13 protein-coding genes are annotated in these 19,534 nt (G+C 45.2%); 11 read left to right on the top strand and 2 right to left on the bottom strand.

The genetic code is table 11. The annotated features are described in order from the left end of the window. Positions 1-23: 23 nt before the first annotated feature. From E7588_04020 to E7588_03970, 11 genes are all read left to right on the top strand, one after another. Complete coding sequence (locus tag E7588_04020) at positions 24-578, top strand: ribosome recycling factor (GenBank protein MBE6688431.1); 555 nt, start codon at positions 24-26, stop codon at positions 576-578. 128 nt (positions 579-706) lie between these two features. Beyond that, a complete protein-coding gene (locus E7588_04015; GenBank protein ID MBE6688430.1) occupies positions 707-1,708 on the top strand; it encodes a hypothetical protein in 1,002 nt (333 codons plus the stop codon). A 55-nt stretch (positions 1,709-1,763) separates the two neighbouring features. Then, positions 1,764-2,498, top strand: a complete 735-nt coding sequence (uppS, locus tag E7588_04010) for a di-trans,poly-cis-decaprenylcistransferase (GenBank protein ID MBE6688429.1) — start codon at positions 1,764-1,766, stop codon at positions 2,496-2,498. Positions 2,499-2,532: 34 nt separating this feature from the next. Further along, positions 2,533-3,348 carry a hypothetical protein gene (locus tag E7588_04005; GenBank protein ID MBE6688428.1) on the top strand — a complete coding sequence of 272 codons (816 nt, stop codon included), beginning with the start codon at positions 2,533-2,535 and terminating at the stop codon, positions 3,346-3,348. 45 nt (positions 3,349-3,393) lie between these two features. Further along, positions 3,394-4,548 (top strand): 1-deoxy-D-xylulose-5-phosphate reductoisomerase, encoded by a 1,155-nt coding sequence (locus E7588_04000; protein ID MBE6688427.1) that lies wholly within the window; start codon positions 3,394-3,396, stop codon positions 4,546-4,548. Positions 4,549-4,565: 17 nt separating this feature from the next. Continuing rightward, positions 4,566-5,588 (top strand): RIP metalloprotease RseP, encoded by a 1,023-nt coding sequence (locus tag E7588_03995; GenBank protein ID MBE6688426.1) that lies wholly within the window; start codon positions 4,566-4,568, stop codon positions 5,586-5,588. A 9-nt stretch (positions 5,589-5,597) separates the two neighbouring features. After that, on the top strand, positions 5,598-6,656 hold the full coding sequence (gene ispG, locus E7588_03990) for a flavodoxin-dependent (E)-4-hydroxy-3-methylbut-2-enyl-diphosphate synthase (protein MBE6688425.1): 1,059 nt from the start codon (positions 5,598-5,600) through the stop codon (positions 6,654-6,656). A gap of 20 nt (positions 6,657-6,676) precedes the next feature. Next, a complete protein-coding gene (locus E7588_03985) occupies positions 6,677-11,056 on the top strand; it encodes a PolC-type DNA polymerase III (protein ID MBE6688424.1) in 4,380 nt (1,459 codons plus the stop codon). Between the two features lie 21 nt (positions 11,057-11,077). Beyond that, positions 11,078-12,004, top strand: coding sequence for a hypothetical protein (locus E7588_03980; GenBank protein ID MBE6688423.1), 927 nt, complete (start codon positions 11,078-11,080; stop codon positions 12,002-12,004). A 12-nt stretch (positions 12,005-12,016) separates the two neighbouring features. Beyond that, complete coding sequence (locus E7588_03975) at positions 12,017-12,742, top strand: DUF4886 domain-containing protein (GenBank protein MBE6688422.1); 726 nt, start codon at positions 12,017-12,019, stop codon at positions 12,740-12,742. A 95-nt stretch (positions 12,743-12,837) separates the two neighbouring features. Then, complete coding sequence (locus E7588_03970; protein ID MBE6688421.1) at positions 12,838-16,563, top strand: phosphoribosylformylglycinamidine synthase; 3,726 nt, start codon at positions 12,838-12,840, stop codon at positions 16,561-16,563. Positions 16,564-16,624: 61 nt separating this feature from the next. Here the strand turns inward: E7588_03970 and E7588_03965 are convergent, their stop codons facing one another. Next, positions 16,625-18,142 carry a DUF4340 domain-containing protein gene (locus tag E7588_03965; protein MBE6688420.1) on the bottom strand — a complete coding sequence of 506 codons (1,518 nt, stop codon included), beginning with the start codon at positions 18,140-18,142 and terminating at the stop codon, positions 16,625-16,627. Beyond that, positions 18,058-19,530 carry a hypothetical protein gene (locus E7588_03960; protein MBE6688419.1) on the bottom strand — a complete coding sequence of 491 codons (1,473 nt, stop codon included), beginning with the start codon at positions 19,528-19,530 and terminating at the stop codon, positions 18,058-18,060. The genes E7588_03965 and E7588_03960 overlap by 85 nt, the downstream gene beginning before the upstream one ends. Positions 19,531-19,534: the final 4 nt, after the last annotated feature.

Below are 19,534 nucleotides of genomic sequence, written 5' to 3'. Positions count from 1 at the left end.
TAGTTAAGAAAGGTAAAACCACTATGAAAATCAATGCTAAAGAATACGAAGCAAAAATGCAGAAATCCGTTCAGGCTCTCGAAAATGAATTCAGTACCATTCGTGCAGGACGTGCAAACCCTGCGGTACTTGATAAGATTACCGTGGATTACTACGGCGCTCCCTCTCAGATTAATACAATAGCCGAAGTGAAGGTGCCCGAGCCCAGAACAATTCTTATACAGCCCTGGGAAGCAAGCACACTCAAGACTATTGAAAAGGCTATAATCGCCTCCGACCTGGGTATCACTCCCCAGAACGACGGCAAGTGCCTGCGTCTTGTGTTCCCTCAGCTTACCGAGGAGCGCAGAAAGGAAATTACCAAACAGGTTGCTAAGCTTGGCGAGGATGCTAAGGTTGCCCTCAGAAATATCCGTCGCGATGCCAATGACAAAATGAAGGATATGAAGAAAAAGAACGAAATGACCGAGGACGAGCAGAAGCAGGGCGAAAAGGAAATTCAGGACCTTACCGATAAGTACGTAAAGAACATTGATGAGGCTTGCGCTAAAAAGAACAAAGAAATCATGGAGCTTTAATTCGACGAAAAAGAGCGTGACAAAGCACCGGAGCATTACCCAATCTCAATTGCCGTTTCGGCTGAATAAAGCCGATAAAACTTAATATCTAATGACAGTATTATTATTTTTTCAAGGAGATATGACATATGAAAACCTACACTTGCTATGAAGAGCCCATAAAGGTATTTGGAGTGCCTTTTTTCGAGGAAAAGAAAAAGCTTGAGAGAGTGCCCGAAGAATTGCGTGCAAAATTGGGTAATTTAGTACATTATGGAAGAAGATGTCCCGGTGCACGCGTTTGCTTCAGAACAGACGCAGAGGAATTTACCGTAAGAGTACATCTGGAAACATTAAACCCGGATGTGGGAATGAGTATATATGCTTGCCAGGCTTGCAGTGTTATGGTCGGAGACAGGCAGAATTCTGTTTTTGCCGCATTGCTTAATCCTCCGGATTATAACACAAAGGTTTTTGAAAAGACGGTAAAAAAGAGCAGTAATATGGAAGATGTTACAATATGGGTTCTGCGCAATGAGGTAGTTGAAAACATTGAAATTATTGTGCCGGACGATGCTTGTGTTGAAGCGCCCACTCCGTATAAATACGGCAAGGCTCTGTATTACGGTTCGTCCATAACAGAGGGCGGATGCTGCTGTAACATAACAAACGGATACAACGCGATTATATCGCGCTGGCTGGATCTTGATTATTATAATTTCGGCTTTTCGGGAAGCGCAAGAGGCGAACTTGAAATGGCGGATTATATAAATACGATTGATATGAGCATTTTCATCTTGGATTATGACTATAATTCGCCTGATGTTGAAGACCTTCGCAACACTCATGAGCCGTTCTTTAAACGAATCAGAGAGGCGAATCCCAATCTTCCCATACTGATGCTTACGAAACCCGATTTTGATTACTCGGAGGATGGCGCAGAACGAAGAGCAGTAATCAAAGAAACATACGACAATGCTGTAAAAGCAGGCGATAAAAACGTGTATTTTATTGACGGTGAAACGTTCTTCGGAAAAGAAGACCGTGAATTGTGCACGATTGACAGAATTCATCCCAACGATCTTGGCTTTTACAGAATGGCGGGTGTGATTTTACCGACAATCAAGACAATGCTTGGTATTGAAGATTGATGTATTAACGCATACCACCATCGGAAATAACAAAGAAATCATGGAGCTTTAATTCATGGCATTTACACTTTTTAAGAAAAAAGAGCAGAATATTACGGGGCTTAAAATGCCCCGTCATATCGGCTTTATTATGGACGGCAACGGAAGATGGGCAAAAAGACGCGGTCTTCCCCGTCTTGCCGGACATGCCGCAGGCGGAGCCGCATTCAAAAAAATATGCGAGTTCTGCATCAACCGTAACATAGAAATGATAACCGTCTATGCTTTCTCCACTGAGAACTGGAAGCGTCCTCAGGAGGAGGTAGAGGGACTTATGAAGCTGTTTGTCGAGAACATGCACGAAAGCCTTGATGTAAAGCGTGCCAAAGATATGGCTATCACTTTTATAGGCGACAGAAGCGTGTTCAGCGAGGAAATGCAAAAGCTTATGGCGGATGTCGAAAAGAAGCATGAGCATTGTCCCAATAAAATGAACATAGCCATTAACTACGGCGGACGTGCAGAAATAGTGCGTGCGGCGCGTATGCTTGCCGAAAGGGGCGAGGAGATAACGGAGGAAAGTATGTCAAGATGTATGTACACCTCTCACGGACCCGATCCCGAGCTTATTGTACGCACGGGCGGAGAAATGCGCCTTTCCAATTTTATGTTGTGGCAAAGTGCCTATTCCGAGTTTTATTTCACCGACGTACTCTGGCCTGATTTTGGCGAAAAAGAGCTTGACAAGGCACTGGACTACTACCGTAATGTAAACCGTCGCTTCGGCGGTATAAAAGCTGATAAGGCTTAATATCTGATAATCCTCTGAAAGGTTCGGATGCGATATGCTTACAAGAATACTCACTGCTGCCGCAGGGCTGGCGGTGTTTTTGCCGGTGATGTGCTTTTCCGGCACATATGCTTTTAATGCAGCGCTGGCAGTCGTTTGTGTTATAGCGGTTTATGAGCTTTTGGGCGTATGGGGTATGAAAAAAGAATTTGCTGTATGCCTGCCTGCCTATATTTATGCAGTTGCGCTCCCGCTGTACACGGCAGTCTCATATAAGTACATATACAATATTTCCATGCTTATGATATTCCTTATGATGCTTGTATCGGTAATGGCAAAGGGAAAATACGATGTTGGCAAGCTGACGGCGTTTTCTGCATTTTGCGTATACGCTGTAAGCTCTTTCACCAGCCTTTTGCTCATACGCCGAATGGAACAGGGAGCTTTTGTGATATGGCTTGTATTTATCGGTGCATGGGTTACCGATACGGCAGCATATTTCTGCGGAAGATTTTTGGGTAAGCATAAGCTTATACCCGATGTCAGCCCTAAAAAAACAGTAGAGGGCGCTGTGGGCGGTGTCGTTTTCTGTACACTGTCATTTTTGCTGTACGGTTTTCTTATAAAAAGCTTTTCGGACACAGAGGTCAACTTTGTATTTCTTGCGGTATCGGGTGTGGTTCTCAGCATTGTATCCCAGGCGGGCGATCTTGTTATGTCCAAGCTTAAGCGCGCTTACGGAGTAAAGGATTTCGGAAATCTTCTTCCCGGACACGGCGGAATACTTGACAGATTTGACAGCATTTTGGCGGTGGCGCTTTTATTAATGATAATTTCATCCAGACCTGATATGTTTTATTTTTTCAGATAAGGTATTTTAATCTTTAACATGGCATACAATAGCAAAGGAAAAATAATGGAAAAAAAGACGATAGCTTTACTTGGCTCAACGGGTTCAATAGGAACTCAGGCTCTCGAAGTGGCGGACGAATGCGGATTTGAGGTTTCGGCGGTGTGTGCCAATTCGAACATTAAAATGCTGGAAGAACAGATAAGAAAATACTCTCCGGCTTATTGTGCTGTGGGTGACGAAAAAAGTGCCGCTGATCTCAAGGTGAGGGTGAGCGACACTAATGTGCGCGTGCTGAGCGGTTTTGACGGAATATGTGAAACTGCCTATGAATCAAAAGCGGACATACTTTTGAATTCCCTTATGGGAAAATGCGGAATACGTCCCACACTTCACGCTATTGACAGTGGAAAAAATATTGCTATGGCAAATAAGGAGCCCCTTGTTTGTGCAGGTGAAATAATTCTTTCCCGCGCAAAGGAAAAGGGAGTGGAATTTCTGCCCGTAGACAGCGAGCATTCTGCCATATTTCAGTGCCTTTCGGGCGGATTCAACCGCTATGAAAGCATAAAAAGGCTGATAATCACTGCTTCCGGCGGACCTTTTTACGGCAGGACCAGAAAAGAGCTTGAAAAGGTGACGCTTGAACAGGCACTTAATCATCCCACATGGAGTATGGGACAAAAAATAACAATCGATTCCGCTACACTTATGAATAAAGGTCTGGAGCTTATTGAAGCGGTGCGGCTGTTCGGTGTACCTCAGGAGAAAATAGAAATAACCGTACACCGTCAGAGTATTGTTCATTCAATGGTAGAATTCTGCGACGGCTCGGTGCTGGGTCAGATGGGTAACCCAAATATGAAGCACTGTATACAGTTTGCGCTGACTTATCCGTACCGTACCGAAAGTCTTTGCCGTCCGCTGGATTTCAAAAGCGGACTTACGCTTACATTTTCACCGCCGGACGAGGACACATTCTCACTTATAAAGACGGCACGAAATGCCATTTCGGTTGGCGGTACCGCGCCTTGCATACTTAACGGTGCGAATGAATGTGCGGTGGGCGAGTTTTTAAGCAGGAAGATAAGCTTTACCGATATTTTTGACCTTGTAATATCGGCGTATAACAGTATAAAACCAATAATCAATCCCACACTTGAGGATATTGAAGCGGCAGACATCGCCGCGCGTGAAAAAGTACTTGAACTGTGTTCATAAGAACGGAGTGATTTTTTATAAGTATCATTGCAGCTGTATTGTTTTTCGGGTTGTTGATAATTGTGCATGAGGCGGGGCACTTTGTTGCCGCACGCCTTTGCGGTGTGGGGATAAATGAATTTGCCGTCGGTATGGGACCGACGGTATTGTCGCATAAAGCCAAAAGCGGCACATTTTTCAGACTTCGTCTTTTACCTGTCGGCGGTTTTGTCAGCATGGTGGGTGAGGACGAGGAGTGTGATGCAAATGACCCGCGGGCGCTGCACAATAAAACGAAGCTTCAAAGGCTGTTTGTGTTTAGCGCAGGTGCGCTGACCAATATTCTTGTGGGCTTTGTTGCTATGTTTATATATGTAAGTCTTCAGCCCGCCTATCCGGACACGGTGGTATATTCGGTGGAAAATTCCGTGCTTGCCGATTACGGTGTTATGCAGGGCGACAGAATAACGCAGATTGGCACTCAGAAAATCAATATTGCAAGCGATATAACGGATAAAATAATGCTTTCGGGCTCTCAGCCCACCGATATAACCGTTATCCGCGGTGAAAAGGAAATAGTTTTTGAAGATGTTGTGTTCAACACCGTTGTCCAGGACGGAATCGAGATGGGCGTTTTTGACTTCAAGCTTTACGGAATAAGGCGTACCTTCGGGCAAATTGTAAAGCAGACCTTTTACGGATGCTTCGGTACAATAAGACTGATTTTCACGTCCTTTGCAATGCTTATAAGCGGTAAAGCCGGTGTGGAAGCTATGTCGGGTCCCGTGGGAACAGTTGGTATGGTGGCACAAGCGGTCAGCATGGGATGGGAAACACTTCTTTACTTCTTTGTTGTCATCAGTATGAATCTGGGTGTTTTTAACCCGTTGCCTGTTCCCGCACTGGACGGGGGACATATACTTTTTCTGGCGATAGAGGCTGTTATAGGCAGACCTGTCAGTCCTAAAGCCGAGGGCTTTATTCATGCCGCAGGCTTTGCACTGCTTATGGCACTGGTGGTTTTTGTCACCTTTAAGGATGTAACCAAGCTTTTTATGTAGGGGGATAATATGCCGACAAAAAAGATAAAAATAGGAAATATTACCATTGGTGGTGGCAACAAGGTCGCCATTCAGTCCATGACAAATTCCGATACTGCGGATTTTGATAAAACACTGGCTCAGCTTTACGAGCTTGAAATGGCAGGGTGCGATATTGCACGATTTACCGTGCCTGATATGGAAAGCGTGCGAAATATTGCCAAATTCAAAGAAAAAATTAAAATGCCGTTGGTGGCGGACATACACTTTAATTATAAACTGGCTGTCGAAGCCGCTCATGCAGGCATAGATAAGATACGGATAAACCCCGGAAATATAGGCAGTGACGACCGCATAAAGGCGGTTTGCGATGCCTGCCGTCAAAGAAATATACCCATACGTATTGGTGTAAACGGCGGCTCACTTGAAAAAAGCATACTTGAAAAGTACCAAAAGCCCACACCCGAAGCACTTTACGAAAGCGCACTTCTGAATGTGAAAAAGCTGGAGCAGTTTGATTTTAACGACATAGTTATATCGGTAAAAAGCTCGGACGTTATAACTATGATAAAGGCAAATCGGCTTTTGAGCAGTAATACCGATTATCCTTTGCACATAGGTGTTACCGAGGCGGGCACTACATACGGCGGGATTATAAAATCCAGCGCGGGCATTGGTGCACTTTTGTGCGACGGAATAGGCGATACCGTTCGTGTTTCGCTGACTGCCGATATAAAAGAGGAAATACGTGCCGCCAAAGAGCTTCTCATGGCACTTGGTATTGAAAAGAACGGTATCGAGCTTGTGTCATGCCCTACATGCGGAAGATGCAAAATCAACCTTATTGAAATAGCCGACGAATTCGGACGGTTGCTCGCTGAAAAGAATTTCAAGCCCCAAAGAAGAATAAAGGTTGCTATTATGGGCTGTGCGGTTAACGGACCGGGTGAGGCACGTGAAGCCGATGTGGGTGTTGCCGGCGGAGCAGGGGATGCCATACTCTTCAAAAAGGGTGAAACAATCGGAAAACTGGATGCCGACAAAATAATCCCGACATTGCTTGACGAAGTGGAAAAGCTCTGCAAATAAATACATAAAGGACGAAAACATTGACCTTTCTTGAAAAATTTCACAAACTTTCCCCGAGTATAAATGCTCGTGATGTAATTGAAGGAATCAAGGACTTTGCCATCCGCTACAATAAGGAAAAGCGGGATATGGTAATTGACCTGCAATTTGAAAAAATTGTCGATAAAAATAAGCTCTACAAGCTGGAGCAGGAAATAAAAGAAGCTTACGAAATGAACTCGGTGTTTATAATGCCTAAGTATCCGGGTGAGCTTTTTGATGTGTCGTATTACGAACAGCTTATAATCGAATTGGGACGTAACACTGTTCTTGCAAACGGCTTTTTTGAGGACGCACAGGCGGAATATTCCGACGGTGCTCTCACGATAAAATGCGCCCACGGCTATGCTACACTGCCGGACAAAGGCGGATGCCAGAATATGCTGAGTCGTATTATAAAAAATGAGTTCGGCATTGATGTTTCGGTACAAATCGTAAACATCGAGGAATTCAATATGGAGGAATATCTCAACCGTGAGATACCCGAGGAACTGAAGTATACCTACATTCCGCCGTCGGACAACACTGCCGAGACGGTGCCTGTGTTTGAGGATAAATCAGGTTCGTTTTTCAAGGTTCAGAATCCTGACAAGGAAGTCACCTTCGAGGTAGGGGATGACGGAATAGTTCATTCGGGTTTTATGACCTTTGATATTTCCGATGCTCAGCTTTTATACGGCAAAGAACTTAAAAATATTAATCAGAATAAAATAATTCCCATTGCATCCATTACTGATGACCAGCAGATGGTAGCTTTCTGCGGAAAGGTTTTCGGGCAGGAATTCCGCGAAAACCGTACGGGGGATAAATATATTTCATCTATCAAGGTGACGGACGATGCTGCTTCTGCACATCTTAAATTTTTTGCTCCCAAGGAAGAGGTTGACCCCAACAAAAAGAAAATGTCTGTCCCGAAGGATATAACCGACGGAGATAACTGTGTGCTTGTGTTCGGTAAACCTGGCAGAGATAAGTTTGACAACGAACTGATTGTCCGCCCCACAGCTATTTACTCTGCTAAACCTGTGTATAAAAAGGACGAGGCAGAGGAAAAACGTGTTGAATTACATCTTCACACCAATATGTCCACCATGGATGCCACGACACCGCCTGAGCTTATTGTAAAGACGGCAAAGGATTGGGGACATAAGGCGGTTGCGATAACCGACCACGGAACTTTGCAAGCGTATCCGCAGGCGATGCTTGCCGCGGAAAAGCTCGGGATGAAGCTGATTTACGGTGTCGAGGCATACTTTGCCGATGATACGGCAAGAGCGCTGTACGGAGAAATGGACGGCTCGCTGGAGGATTCTGAGTTTATAATATTCGATATCGAAACCACCGGTATTTCGCTCAGAAACTGCCGTATTACCGAAATTGGCGCCGTGCTGTACAGAGGCGGCGAGGTGCTGGACAGATTTGATACCTTTGTAAACCCCGGCATGCCTATACCTGAGGATATTGTAAAGCTCACGGGTATTACCGACGAGATGGTGGCTGATGCCCAATCGGTGGAGCAGGCGCTTGACGCCTTTATGCAATTTGCGGGTGACAGGGTGCTGATAGCTCATAACGCAAATTTTGATATGGGATTTATGAAGCTTGCTGCCGAGGAATGCGGTAAAAAGCTTGATAACACCTATCTCGACACATTGGCACTGTCTCGTTATGTAAACACCGATACTAATCGCCACAGTCTTGAAAGACTTGTGGACTATTATAAACTGCCCCATGCCAATCACCATCGTGCGGACGATGATGCCGAAATGCTGGCACATGTTTTTGAAAAAATGATTGAAAAGCTCAAATCGGAGGGTATTACATCACTGTCCGAAATGGTGCAGAACATGAGTGCCAAGGCAGACCCCAAGAAATTACCTACATATCACCAGATAATTCTGGTTAAAAACCTTGTGGGACTCAAAAATCTTTATAAGCTTGTGTCCTATTCCTATCTGAATTACTACCGTCGTCACCCCAGAATCCCCAAAACAGTTCTGGAGCAACACCGTGAGGGACTTATTATCGGCTCTGCCTGCGAGGCGGGAGAGCTTTATAAAGCGGTTCTGGACGGCAAAAATGACGATGAGCTTAAGAACATAGCTTCTTTTTACGACTATCTTGAAATACAGCCTTTGGGTAATAACCAGTTCCTTGTAGACGAAGGCAAGGTTGCAGACCGTGAAGAGCTTATAAGAATTAATAAAAAGATAATTGAGATAGGAAAATCACTGAACAAGCCCGTTGTTGCCACAGGGGATGTACATTTCCTGCGTGACAACGACAGCATATACAGAAAAATCCTTCTTGCAGGTATGAAGTTTTCGGATGCAGACAGAGAAACCCCGCTTTATTTCCGCACCACAGACGAAATGCTGGCAGAATTTGACTATCTGGACGAGGAAACTGCTCGTGAGGTGGTAATAACCAACACTAATCTTATCGCGGACATGGTGGAAGAGGTGCGCCCTATTCCCGAGGGTACTTATACTCCGAAGATGCCCGGTGCAGAAGAAGAGCTGACTGAAATGTGCTACAAGCACGCAAAGGAAAAATTCGGCGACCCGCTTCCCGAAATCGTGCAGACACGTTTGCAGCGAGAGCTGGATGCCATTATAAAACACGGCTTTGCGGTGCTTTACGTGATTGCACAGCGACTTGTCGCAAAAAGTGAGTCGGACGGATATCTTGTGGGTTCGCGAGGCTCGGTTGGTTCTTCCTTTGTTGCGACTATGGCAGGAATATCCGAGGTTGACCCACTATATCCTTACTATTTGTGCCTTGACTGTAAATACAGCGAATTTGTTACCGACGGCGCATACGGCTCGGGCTTTGATATGCCGCCTAAGAACTGTCCGAAATGCGGAAAGCCCATGTACCGCGACGGACATAACATTCCTTTTGAAACTTTTCTGGGCTTCAAAGGCGATAAATCCCCTGATATTGACCTTAACTTTTCGGGTGATGTTCAGGCGGAAGCACATAAATATACCGAGGTTCTTTTCGGTGCGGAAAACGTGTTCCGAGCAGGAACTCTTGGTACTCTCGCGGATAAAACGGCGTACGGCTTTGTCAAAAAGTATCTTGAAGCCCACGAAACCGTTATTTCCCGTGTTGAGGAGGATCGTCTTGTCAGCGGATGTACAGGTGTACGTCGCACGACGGGTCAGCATCCCGGCGGAATTATAGTTGTTCCGCGCGATAAGGATGTTTATGATTTTACCCCCGTTCAGCATCCTGCCGAGGATGAGAATTCGGGTGTAATCACTACACACTTCGCATTTGAATATTTGCACGATACCATACTTAAGCTTGATATACTCGGACACGATGTTCCCACCAAATACAAGGTGCTGGAGCGCTATACGGGGATGAATGTTCTTGATGTCCCAATGAGCGACCCGGAGGTTATGAGCCTTTTCCTGAATACATCCGCTCTCGGGGTAAAGCCGGAGGATATAGGCAGTGAGGTAGGTACCTTCGGTCTGCCTGAATTCGGCACGGATTTTACCAGACAGATGCTTATTGACTGTAAGCCAAAGTGCTTCTCTGACCTTTTGCAGATTTCGGGGCTTTCCCACGGAACGGACGTGTGGCTGAAAAACGCCCAGGACCTCGTACGCGACGGAACATGTACCATTTCGGACGTTATCGGAACGCGTGACAGTATAATGGTTTATCTTATGCTTAAGGGTCTTGAACCCGGAACGGCATTCAAGATAATGGAGGATGTCCGTAAGGGCAGGGGACTTAAGCCCGAATACGAGGAAGTAATGAGGGAGAATAATGTTCCCGATTGGTACATTGCCTCTGCGAAGAAAATTAAATACATGTTCCCTAAGGCACATGCAGCTGCGTATGTTATTTCCGCGTTGCGTCTTGCCTGGTTCAAGGTGCATATGCCGCTTGAATTTTACTGTGCGTTCTTCACTGTCGCTCCGGGCGGATTTGATGCGGAAATAGTAATGGGCGGTAAGAGCAGTGTGAGAAATGTAATAAAAATGCTGTCCGATCCCGAGCGTGAAAACACTCAGAAGGACAATGCGATGTACAGTACAATGCAGCTTGTAAACGAATGTCTTTCACGCGGAATTGAAATTCTGCCCGTTGACCTTAATAAGTCGGCAGCATACGATTTTTTGCCGGAAAACGGAAAGATGCGTTTGCCGTTTTCCTCCATTGCCGGTTTGGGCGAAAATGCTGCACAGAGTATATATAATGCCATGCACAGCGGAAATGAGATACTTTCCATTGAAGATTTACGGATAAAAAGCGGTGTTACAAAAGCTGTTATTGAGGTCTTGAGAAAGCTGGGGGTTACAAAGAACCTTTCCGAAACAAATCAAATGTCCATGTTTTAATATAAAAGTGAGGAGAATAAAATGAAAAAACAGGCTTATTTCTTTATCGATGATGTAATTTGGGTCATGCGTGACCTGACAAGACTTCGTCCCAAGTCCATGTTTGACAATCCTTTTATGAATACCCTCAAAAAGGCTCACGACCAATACGGACTTACCGTTCAGCTCAATCTCTTTTACCGCACCGACTTTTTCTACGGTAATGACGAGTTTACTCTCAGTGATATGACGGATGAATATAAGTCTGAGTTTGAAAAGGCTTCCGATTGGCTTAAAATGACCTTTCACGCAAAGCAGGAATTCCCCGATTATCCGTATATAAATGCCGAATATGATGATGTCAAGCAGAATTGTATGCAGATTCTTGATGAGATCCGCCGTTTTGCGGGTGAAAAGAGCATTTCACGTGCAATTGTTCCTCACTGGCTTCCTATAAGCAAAGAAGGATGCAGAGCGCTTAAAGACTGCGGACTTGAATTTATTTACTGCAGTGACGGCGAAACCACAGAATTTACGGGCGACGATAGCGTATTGCCGTATGGTCACGGTGCACGCATAAAGCAGAACCGCAAGCCCGAAACCAGACTTTATACACGCCCCGGTGCCAATATCAGTATCCGCTCGTCCGCATGTGCGTACAACCATCTTTCAACTGCACAGAATGATGCTTTGATAGGTAAAAATAATTCTTTGACGGACGACTACACCGCTATGAAGTTCAGAGCAAGAGGTGTGGGCCCCTGCCTCAATCTTTATACGCTTGCGGATATTGAACGAATACTTGAGGAAAGAAACGGAACTTCCTTTATTTCCGTCGGAAATCATGAGCAGTATTTTTATTCCGATTATTATGCATATCAGCCTGACTACTCCCAAAAGATTATGACCATGTCACATGTGCTTCACAAAAACGGATATGAATTCATTACTGCCGACAGCTTTATGTAAGGAGAGATTTTTATGCTTAAAATTCTTTCAATAGGAAACAGCTTTTCCCATAACGCACAAACTTATCTGTATCAGCTTGGTTATGCCGACCGTGTTCCTATGAAGACTGCTAATCTTTACATCGGCGGATGCTCGCTTGAAACTCATTATAACAACATGAAATCAAGTGCGAGAGTTAACCCGTTTTATCTTAACGGTAATTCTACCGGTCTTATAACCACTATTGAGGAAGCACTCAAAAGCGATGACTGGACGGTTGTTACACTTCAGCAGGCGAGCCATTTCAGCGCAAAAGCCGAAAGTTATTACCCGTATATAAACGAGCTTGCGGAGTATGTACGTACAGTCTGTCCGCATGCAAAGCTTTACATACATCAGACCTGGGGCTATGCTGACGGGAGCAAGCGCCTTGCGGAGCAGGGCTTCAACTCCATGGAAGAAATGAGCAAAAAAGTTTTTGAGTGTTATAACCTCGCAGCGGAAAAAATAAATGCCGACGGCATAATACCGTCGGGAGAAGCAATGCTGGAGCTTAATAAATTGTGGGATAAAGATGTCCATGCCGACACATTCCATGCGGCGACGGGGCTTCCTACCTACCTTTTGGCGCAGGTGTGGTTCAGAACGCTTACCGGCTCGGCTCCTCTGGGACTTCATCCTGAGGCATCGTTTGAGAAAATTACGGAAAACGAAGCCCGGCTTGCGGCTGATATTGCCCGAAGGGTTACGGGAATATAATATTTGTTGAATTTGTATCTTGTTTTTTTTAGTATATTATGTTATACTATAATGTATTGTGTTCAGACTAATTTCAATTTGAAAGGATATACAAAATGGTTTGGAGAGTTTATACCGAAAAATTCGGAATACACGCTGTTGAAGCGCATAAAATCTATAACGATCTAAAAGAAAATCTGTCTGTTTCTTCTCTTACCGATGTAAGAGTTCTTAACAGATATGATGTAGAGGGAATTGAGAAGGATATTTTCGAGCTTTCCTGCGCCAGCGTTTTTTCTGAACCTCAGGTCGATAATGTTTATTTTGAAATGCCCGAATACAAGGGCAGAATTTTCGCGTCCGAGTATCTGCCCGGTCAGTACGACCAGCGCGCGGACAGCGCCGCACAATGCGTCCAGCTTCTTTCCTGCGGAGAGAGACCCGTTGTGCGTACCGCAAGAATTTATATTCTGTCCGGTGACGTAAGCGATGCGGAATTTGATAAAATAAAAAAATATCTTATTAACCCGGTGGAAAGCCGTGAGGCTTCTCTTGAAGAAAAAACAACTCTTAATGAGAAATTCGATATTCCCACAGAAGTTGCTTCCATTGACGGATTTATAACTGTTTCCGATGAGGAGCTTGTGGGCTTTATAAAGAAGTACTCTCTGGCAATGGATGAGGCCGATATAAAGTTCTGCCGTGACTATTTCAGAACCGAACAGCGTAATCCCACCATGACCGAGCTTCGTCTTATCGACTCATATTGGTCGGACCACTGCCGTCACACCACTTTCTCTACTGCCATTCAGAATGCCTATATTGACGAGGCAGTGATATACGAGGCATTCAAGAGCTATCTTGAAAAGAGAGAGTTCGTTTACGGCGGACGCAAACGCCCCGTTACGCTTATGGATATTGCCACCATGGGTGTTAAATTCCTTAAAAAGACAGGACATCTTGCAAGCATTGACGAATCTGAGGAAATCAATGCCTGCTCTATCAAAATAAAGGTGGACACTGCGGACGGTCAGGAGGACTGGCTGTTGATGTTCAAAAACGAAACTCATAACCACCCCACCGAAATCGAGCCCTTCGGCGGTGCGGCGACCTGCCTTGGCGGTGCAATCCGCGACCCGCTGTCGGGAAGAACATATGTATATCAGGCAATGCGTGTAACCGGTGCGGCTGATGTTACACTGGCTGTTGATAAGACTATCGAAGGTAAGCTTCCTCAGAGCAAAATTTCTCTGGGTGCGGCGGCAGGTTACAGCTCCTACGGTAACCAGATAGGTCTGGCAACAGGCGGTGTTTATGAGCTTTATCATCCCAATTACGTTGCAAAACGTCTTGAAATAGGTGCAGTTGTAGGTGCGGCTCCTGCTGAAAATGTACGTCGTGAGACTCCTGCAGATGGCGATGTTATTATCCTTCTCGGCGGAAGAACGGGACGCGACGGATGCGGAGGTGCCACCGGTTCTTCAAAAGCACATTCTGTTGAATCCATCACTACCTGCGGCGCAGAGGTTCAGAAGGGTAATCCACCGGAAGAAAGAAAGATTCAGCGCTTGTTCCGCGATAAGAATGTTACTACTCTTATCAAGCGTTGTAACGACTTTGGTGCAGGCGGTGTTTCTGTTGCTATCGGTGAGCTTGCGGACGGACTTATTATTGACCTCTCCAAAGTTCCCAAAAAATATGAGGGCCTGGATGGTACCGAGCTTGCAATTTCCGAGTCACAGGAACGTATGGCGGTAGTTGTTGCGGCACAGGACGCAGATAAGTTTATAAGCCTTGCAAACGGCGAAAACATTGAGGCTACTCCCGTAGCACGTGTTACTGAGGAAAAGCGTCTGAGAATGAACTGGAACGACAAGACCATTGTTGATATTTCCCGTGAGTTCCTTAACTCCAATGGCGCCCCGAAGAATACCGATATCGCTATTCCCAAGGTGAATAAAGAGGGTCTGTACGACGGTCTTTCGGATGAAATTGACACCGAAAACGTTGCAGACAGTGTATATAAGTATCTCAATAACCTTAATATATGTTCCCAGAAGGGTCTGGTAGAACGTTTTGACTCCACCATAGGTGCTTCCACCGTTGTAATGCCCTTTGGCGGTAAATATCAGCTTTCTCCTTCTCAGTACATGGCGGCTAAGATTCCGGTAATGAATAAGGAAACCTCAACAGCTTCCGTAATGGCATATGGTTTCAACCCCTATGTGTGCGAGAAGAGCCCCTTCCACGGCGGTATCTGTTCCATTGTTGAATCTGTATCCAAGCTTGTTGCGGCGGGTATTTCCTATAAGGATACCTGGCTTACACTCCAGGAATATTTTGAAAGAACCTCGGGCGATCCTCTGCGTTGGGGCAAGCCTATGGCGGCATTGCTGGGTGCTTTCAAGGCTCAGTGCGAGCTTGAAATAGCGGCTATCGGCGGTAAGGACAGTATGTCGGGCACATTTGAAAAGATTGATGTTCCGCCTACTATCGTTTCTTTCGCTATCGCTCCGTTTGATGCACGCCGTATAGTTACGGGTGAATTCAAAAAAGCAGGCAGCAAGATTTATATGCTGACTCCAAAGTATGACGAAAACGGTGTAGTGGTATTTGATGACCTTAAGAAACTGTTTGAGTACGTTCATGCATTGGCGGCAGATTCCAAGCTTCTCACCGCGCGTTCCATTGGCTTCGGCGGCGCATTTGATGAAGTATTCAAGGCGGCTGTTGGTAATAAAATCGGTGTTGATTTTGTCGCAGGTGACACCAAGGCACTATTTAAAAACTGCTACGGCGGATTTATCGTTGAAACTGACGATGATATCAACGGCGAGCTTATTGCTTACACCACGGATAAGAATTGCATAACTCTCGGCGGTGTAGCCATGAATCTCGACAAGCTTATTGAGGAATGGGAAAAGCCTCTTGAAAAAGTGTTCCCCATCCACAGTGTGGAACAGCTTGAAAGAAAGAACGAAAAGGTCGAGGCGTATAAATTTACCGAGAGAAGCTCTCTCAAGCCCAAAACCTCTTTTGTGAAGCCAAAAATTATAATCCCCGTATTCCCGGGTACCAACTGCGAATATGACACTAAAAAGGCATTTGACCGTGCGGGCGGAAACGGCGAAATATTTGTATTCAGAAATCTTACTCCCGCTTTTGTAGAGCAGTCCATCGACGAGCTTGCAAAGCAGATTTCCGACTCACAGATACTCATGATCCCCGGCGGATTCTCCGGCGGTGATGAACCGGACGGTTCAGGTAAGTTTATTACCTCTGTGCTTCGCAACCCCAAGATAGCTGAGGCGATAAACGACCTTCTGTATAACCGCGATGGTCTTGCACTGGGTATTTGTAACGGCTTCCAGGCTCTTATTAAGCTGGGACTTTTGCCTTACGGCGAAATCAAGGCTCAGATGTCGCCCGATGATCCTACTCTTACCTTCAACAGCATCGGACGCCACCAGTCCATGATGGTAAATACACGTATTGCTTCCGTTAAGTCTCCCTGGCTTGCGGGTGTCAATGTGGGCGATGTTTACACTGTGGCTATTTCTCACGGCGAGGGACGCTTCTGTGTAAATAAGGAAATGGCTGAAAAGCTTATTGCAAACGGTCAGATAGCAACACAGTATGTTGACGAGAAGGGCGAGCCTACACTCAATATCCGCTTTAACCCCAACGCATCCGATTATGCAATTGAGGGTATTACCAGCCCCGACGGACGTGTGCTTGGTAAAATGGGTCACAGCGAGCGCCGTGGCGATTATGTGGCACTTAATGTTCCCGGTGATAAGGACCAAAAGATATTTGAATCCGGCGTTAAGTATTTCGGATAATATGTAACAGATAAAAAAGTCTTTCGCATATGCGAAAGACTTTTTTGTTTGTTATTATTTATTAAGCTTCGATTTTTTCGCCGCTTGCAAGCTTAGAAAGATTGCTGATAACGGTACGCAGGTGGTCGCGGTGAACGTAAAATTCTCCTTTTCCGTTCAACGTGAAGAAGGCTTTCAGACTTCCCACCTCATAGAAATCAAAATTCATAACCTGATTGTTGTGCGTTGTGAGCTGTAATGTCATTGAGGGAGGAATGCTTTCGGGCATGGCTTCATATCCGTCGATTACAATGGAAAGGAGTGATTTGTAAAAATACCTGAAGTTCTGTGTGTCCACCTTGCTGCCGTTGAGTGTGACAGAAAGAGCTTCTTTTTCACCTGTCAGTGCAAATGTTGCGGAGCCGTTGGGGTAGGTGATATCAATACTTGCAATGTTATCAATGTTTATCATAAAAATATTGCGGTCGACAAACTTTATAAGGTCCCATTCGAGAAAAGGAAGCTTACTCTCGGATATTTCTCCGATAAGGTCAAACAGAGGCGAGTATACATAGTATGTGCCATTGTGTGTTTTTCCGCTGAAATATAGCACATAGTTGACGCCGTTGTAGCTGTAATTGATTTCATACTTCATGCCTGTTTTAAAGCCGTAGTATGCCAGCTTCTCTTCGTCAATGTCGTAATCCAGCACTTTGTCTGCGGTAAATTCAATAAAGCTTTGAAGTATGATGGTCATATTCTCCGCGGAGGGCGTGTAATTTGTGGGATAGGTCATTTTGTACTGACCGTAAATCACACTCTGACTTTCTTCTTCGGCGGTCATTTTTTCGATATCCACAAACTGCTCGCCATTCTTTTTAAGGGAAAAGGAGCTTATGGAGTAATAGTCATTCTGGCTGATGGCAGGCACCATAAGCGGGAAAATATAATCTTTTGCACTGCAAAATACAGACTGCTCCAACATTGTATCCACTACATACACTGCATCTCTGCCGTCCAGCATAACGTAATATCCGCCGCCGGTTGCCAGCTTGTCGCCAATGATAAGACGGTAATAATTACCGCTTTCGTCGGTTATTTCGACAACTGCGGAGAGGTTTTCTGCCGAAAGTCCGTAGGTCGAAAGCTCGTCGTGCTGCTCCAGCTTTTCCATTGCCAGGAGATATGTGGCGGTGTTGGTATAAAGCTGTTTTTGCAGCTCGGTGTTGTAAAGATGCTGTTCTGCACCGCGCAGATATATCTCGCCGTCAGCTGCACGGAAAAATTCAAATCCGCCTGAAGCATTTGTAACCTTGATGGTATTGAGCTGGGATTCGTCCATGGGATTGATGATGAAAGGGCGCCCCTGGTTGCTGAGCATTTCTCCGTGAGAACCCACACTTGGAGTATCGTCGGTTGCATCGTCCAAAGCAGGCTGAATTATGAAAAGGTAAATTGGTATAAGGATTGCAATTGCAATAAGGGTTACTATAATCGGAATGAACTTCTTCAACATTATCTGTGCCTCCGTCTCAGCCAAACAATAAGTCCGGATGCGGCAATGGCAAGAGGAATTGCACCGATGAGAAACCATGACCATCTTGTTACTGCCTCTTGATCTATCTTTTCAAGCATACTGTTGTCGAAAAGCTTGTAACCAATGTCGGTAGGAACTTTTTCCTGACCCATTACGGTCATGGCATTATAAAGAATATCCTCATTTCCAAAGCTGTTTGAGCCGATATAGTTTGAAAACGAATCGGTAGATGCCACAAGCAGATGCGAGTAGGTTTTTTCGTTGTTCACATAATCGTACTTTGAGGAAAGCACCATGGTGTTGAATGGACCTTTTGATTCTGTTTCATCATGGTTTGAAGCCACTGCTTCTGCGGTCGTGGAAAGCACCGGATCCACATAAATTGTATCGTAGGTGTACACATATGCACCATCCTCCGAAACACTTTTGTCGGTGAACAGTATGTCTATGGGGGCGGAGTTTGCCACAATTGTTCTGCCGGTAACGCCCTTTGTGAGCATGCTTCCGTACATTTCGCCGGTCGGTTGTGCAATTGAAATGTAGCCGTCCGGGGTTATGGCGGCACCCATATCCTTGATTTTGCTTCCTCGGTTTACCTTGATTCCGCGTGAGGCAAGAAGCTCCTCAAGTTCGGGAAGCTGAGCGGTATTGTCTGCCGAAAGAAATACCATAACGTGTTTAAAGCTGTTCATGTAGTCGTTGAGTATTTCTATTTCGGATACACCGCCCTCTTTCGCGGTGTTGAGACCGAAGAAGTCGGTGGTTGGGTTGTTGATTACGATTATTTCGGTGTCGGGATTTATTGCTTCAACCGAAATATCCTTTCGCTCGACCAGATAACCTGCATTGTTGAATACTTCCAGCATTGAGGCAGGTACTGTTTCGCCGTGATTTTGTGTGAAGGTAACAACCGGCTGACGGGGATTTGTTACCTGAAGAATGGCGGAAGTCAGCTTTTTTTCGCCATTGAAGCCCACATAATACTGCCCGTCGTTAACAAAGAAGCTGTCGCGCGAAAGCACCCTGTAACGCAGTGAACTTTCTACTATCACCGAGGTGGTTTTTATCTCTCCGCTTTCACGGTACTTGTTTATCTGCGCGGGATAACGCACCATGTCTACATATTCAAGCTTGACGTTGGTGAATTTCTGAGCATAACTTTCGGCACATTCCTTGATGTATTTTCCAAGGTCATTTTCAGCCACCTTGTCGATAGGCTCAAGAAATTTTATGGTGACATCTGTGTCAATGTCTCCGAGTGCTTTTTCAGTCGCTTCTGTGATGGTAAATATGCCCGAGGAGGTCATGTCATATTTGAGATTGTATTTGTCGTCAAGTGCGGTAAAAATAAGGTTTACAACAATAACCATCACTATGAACACGACAGAAAAAATCATAGCAACCGAGCCGTATTTGAATTTGCGGGAGTTAAAAACATTTTTGATTTTCATTCCG

The organism is Oscillospiraceae bacterium (assembly GCA_015065085.1).
Taxonomy (GTDB): domain Bacteria; phylum Bacillota; class Clostridia; order Oscillospirales; family SIG627; genus SIG627.
Note: the sequence above shows the minus strand (reverse complement) of the source record. Positions and strands in the feature narration are given on the sequence as shown.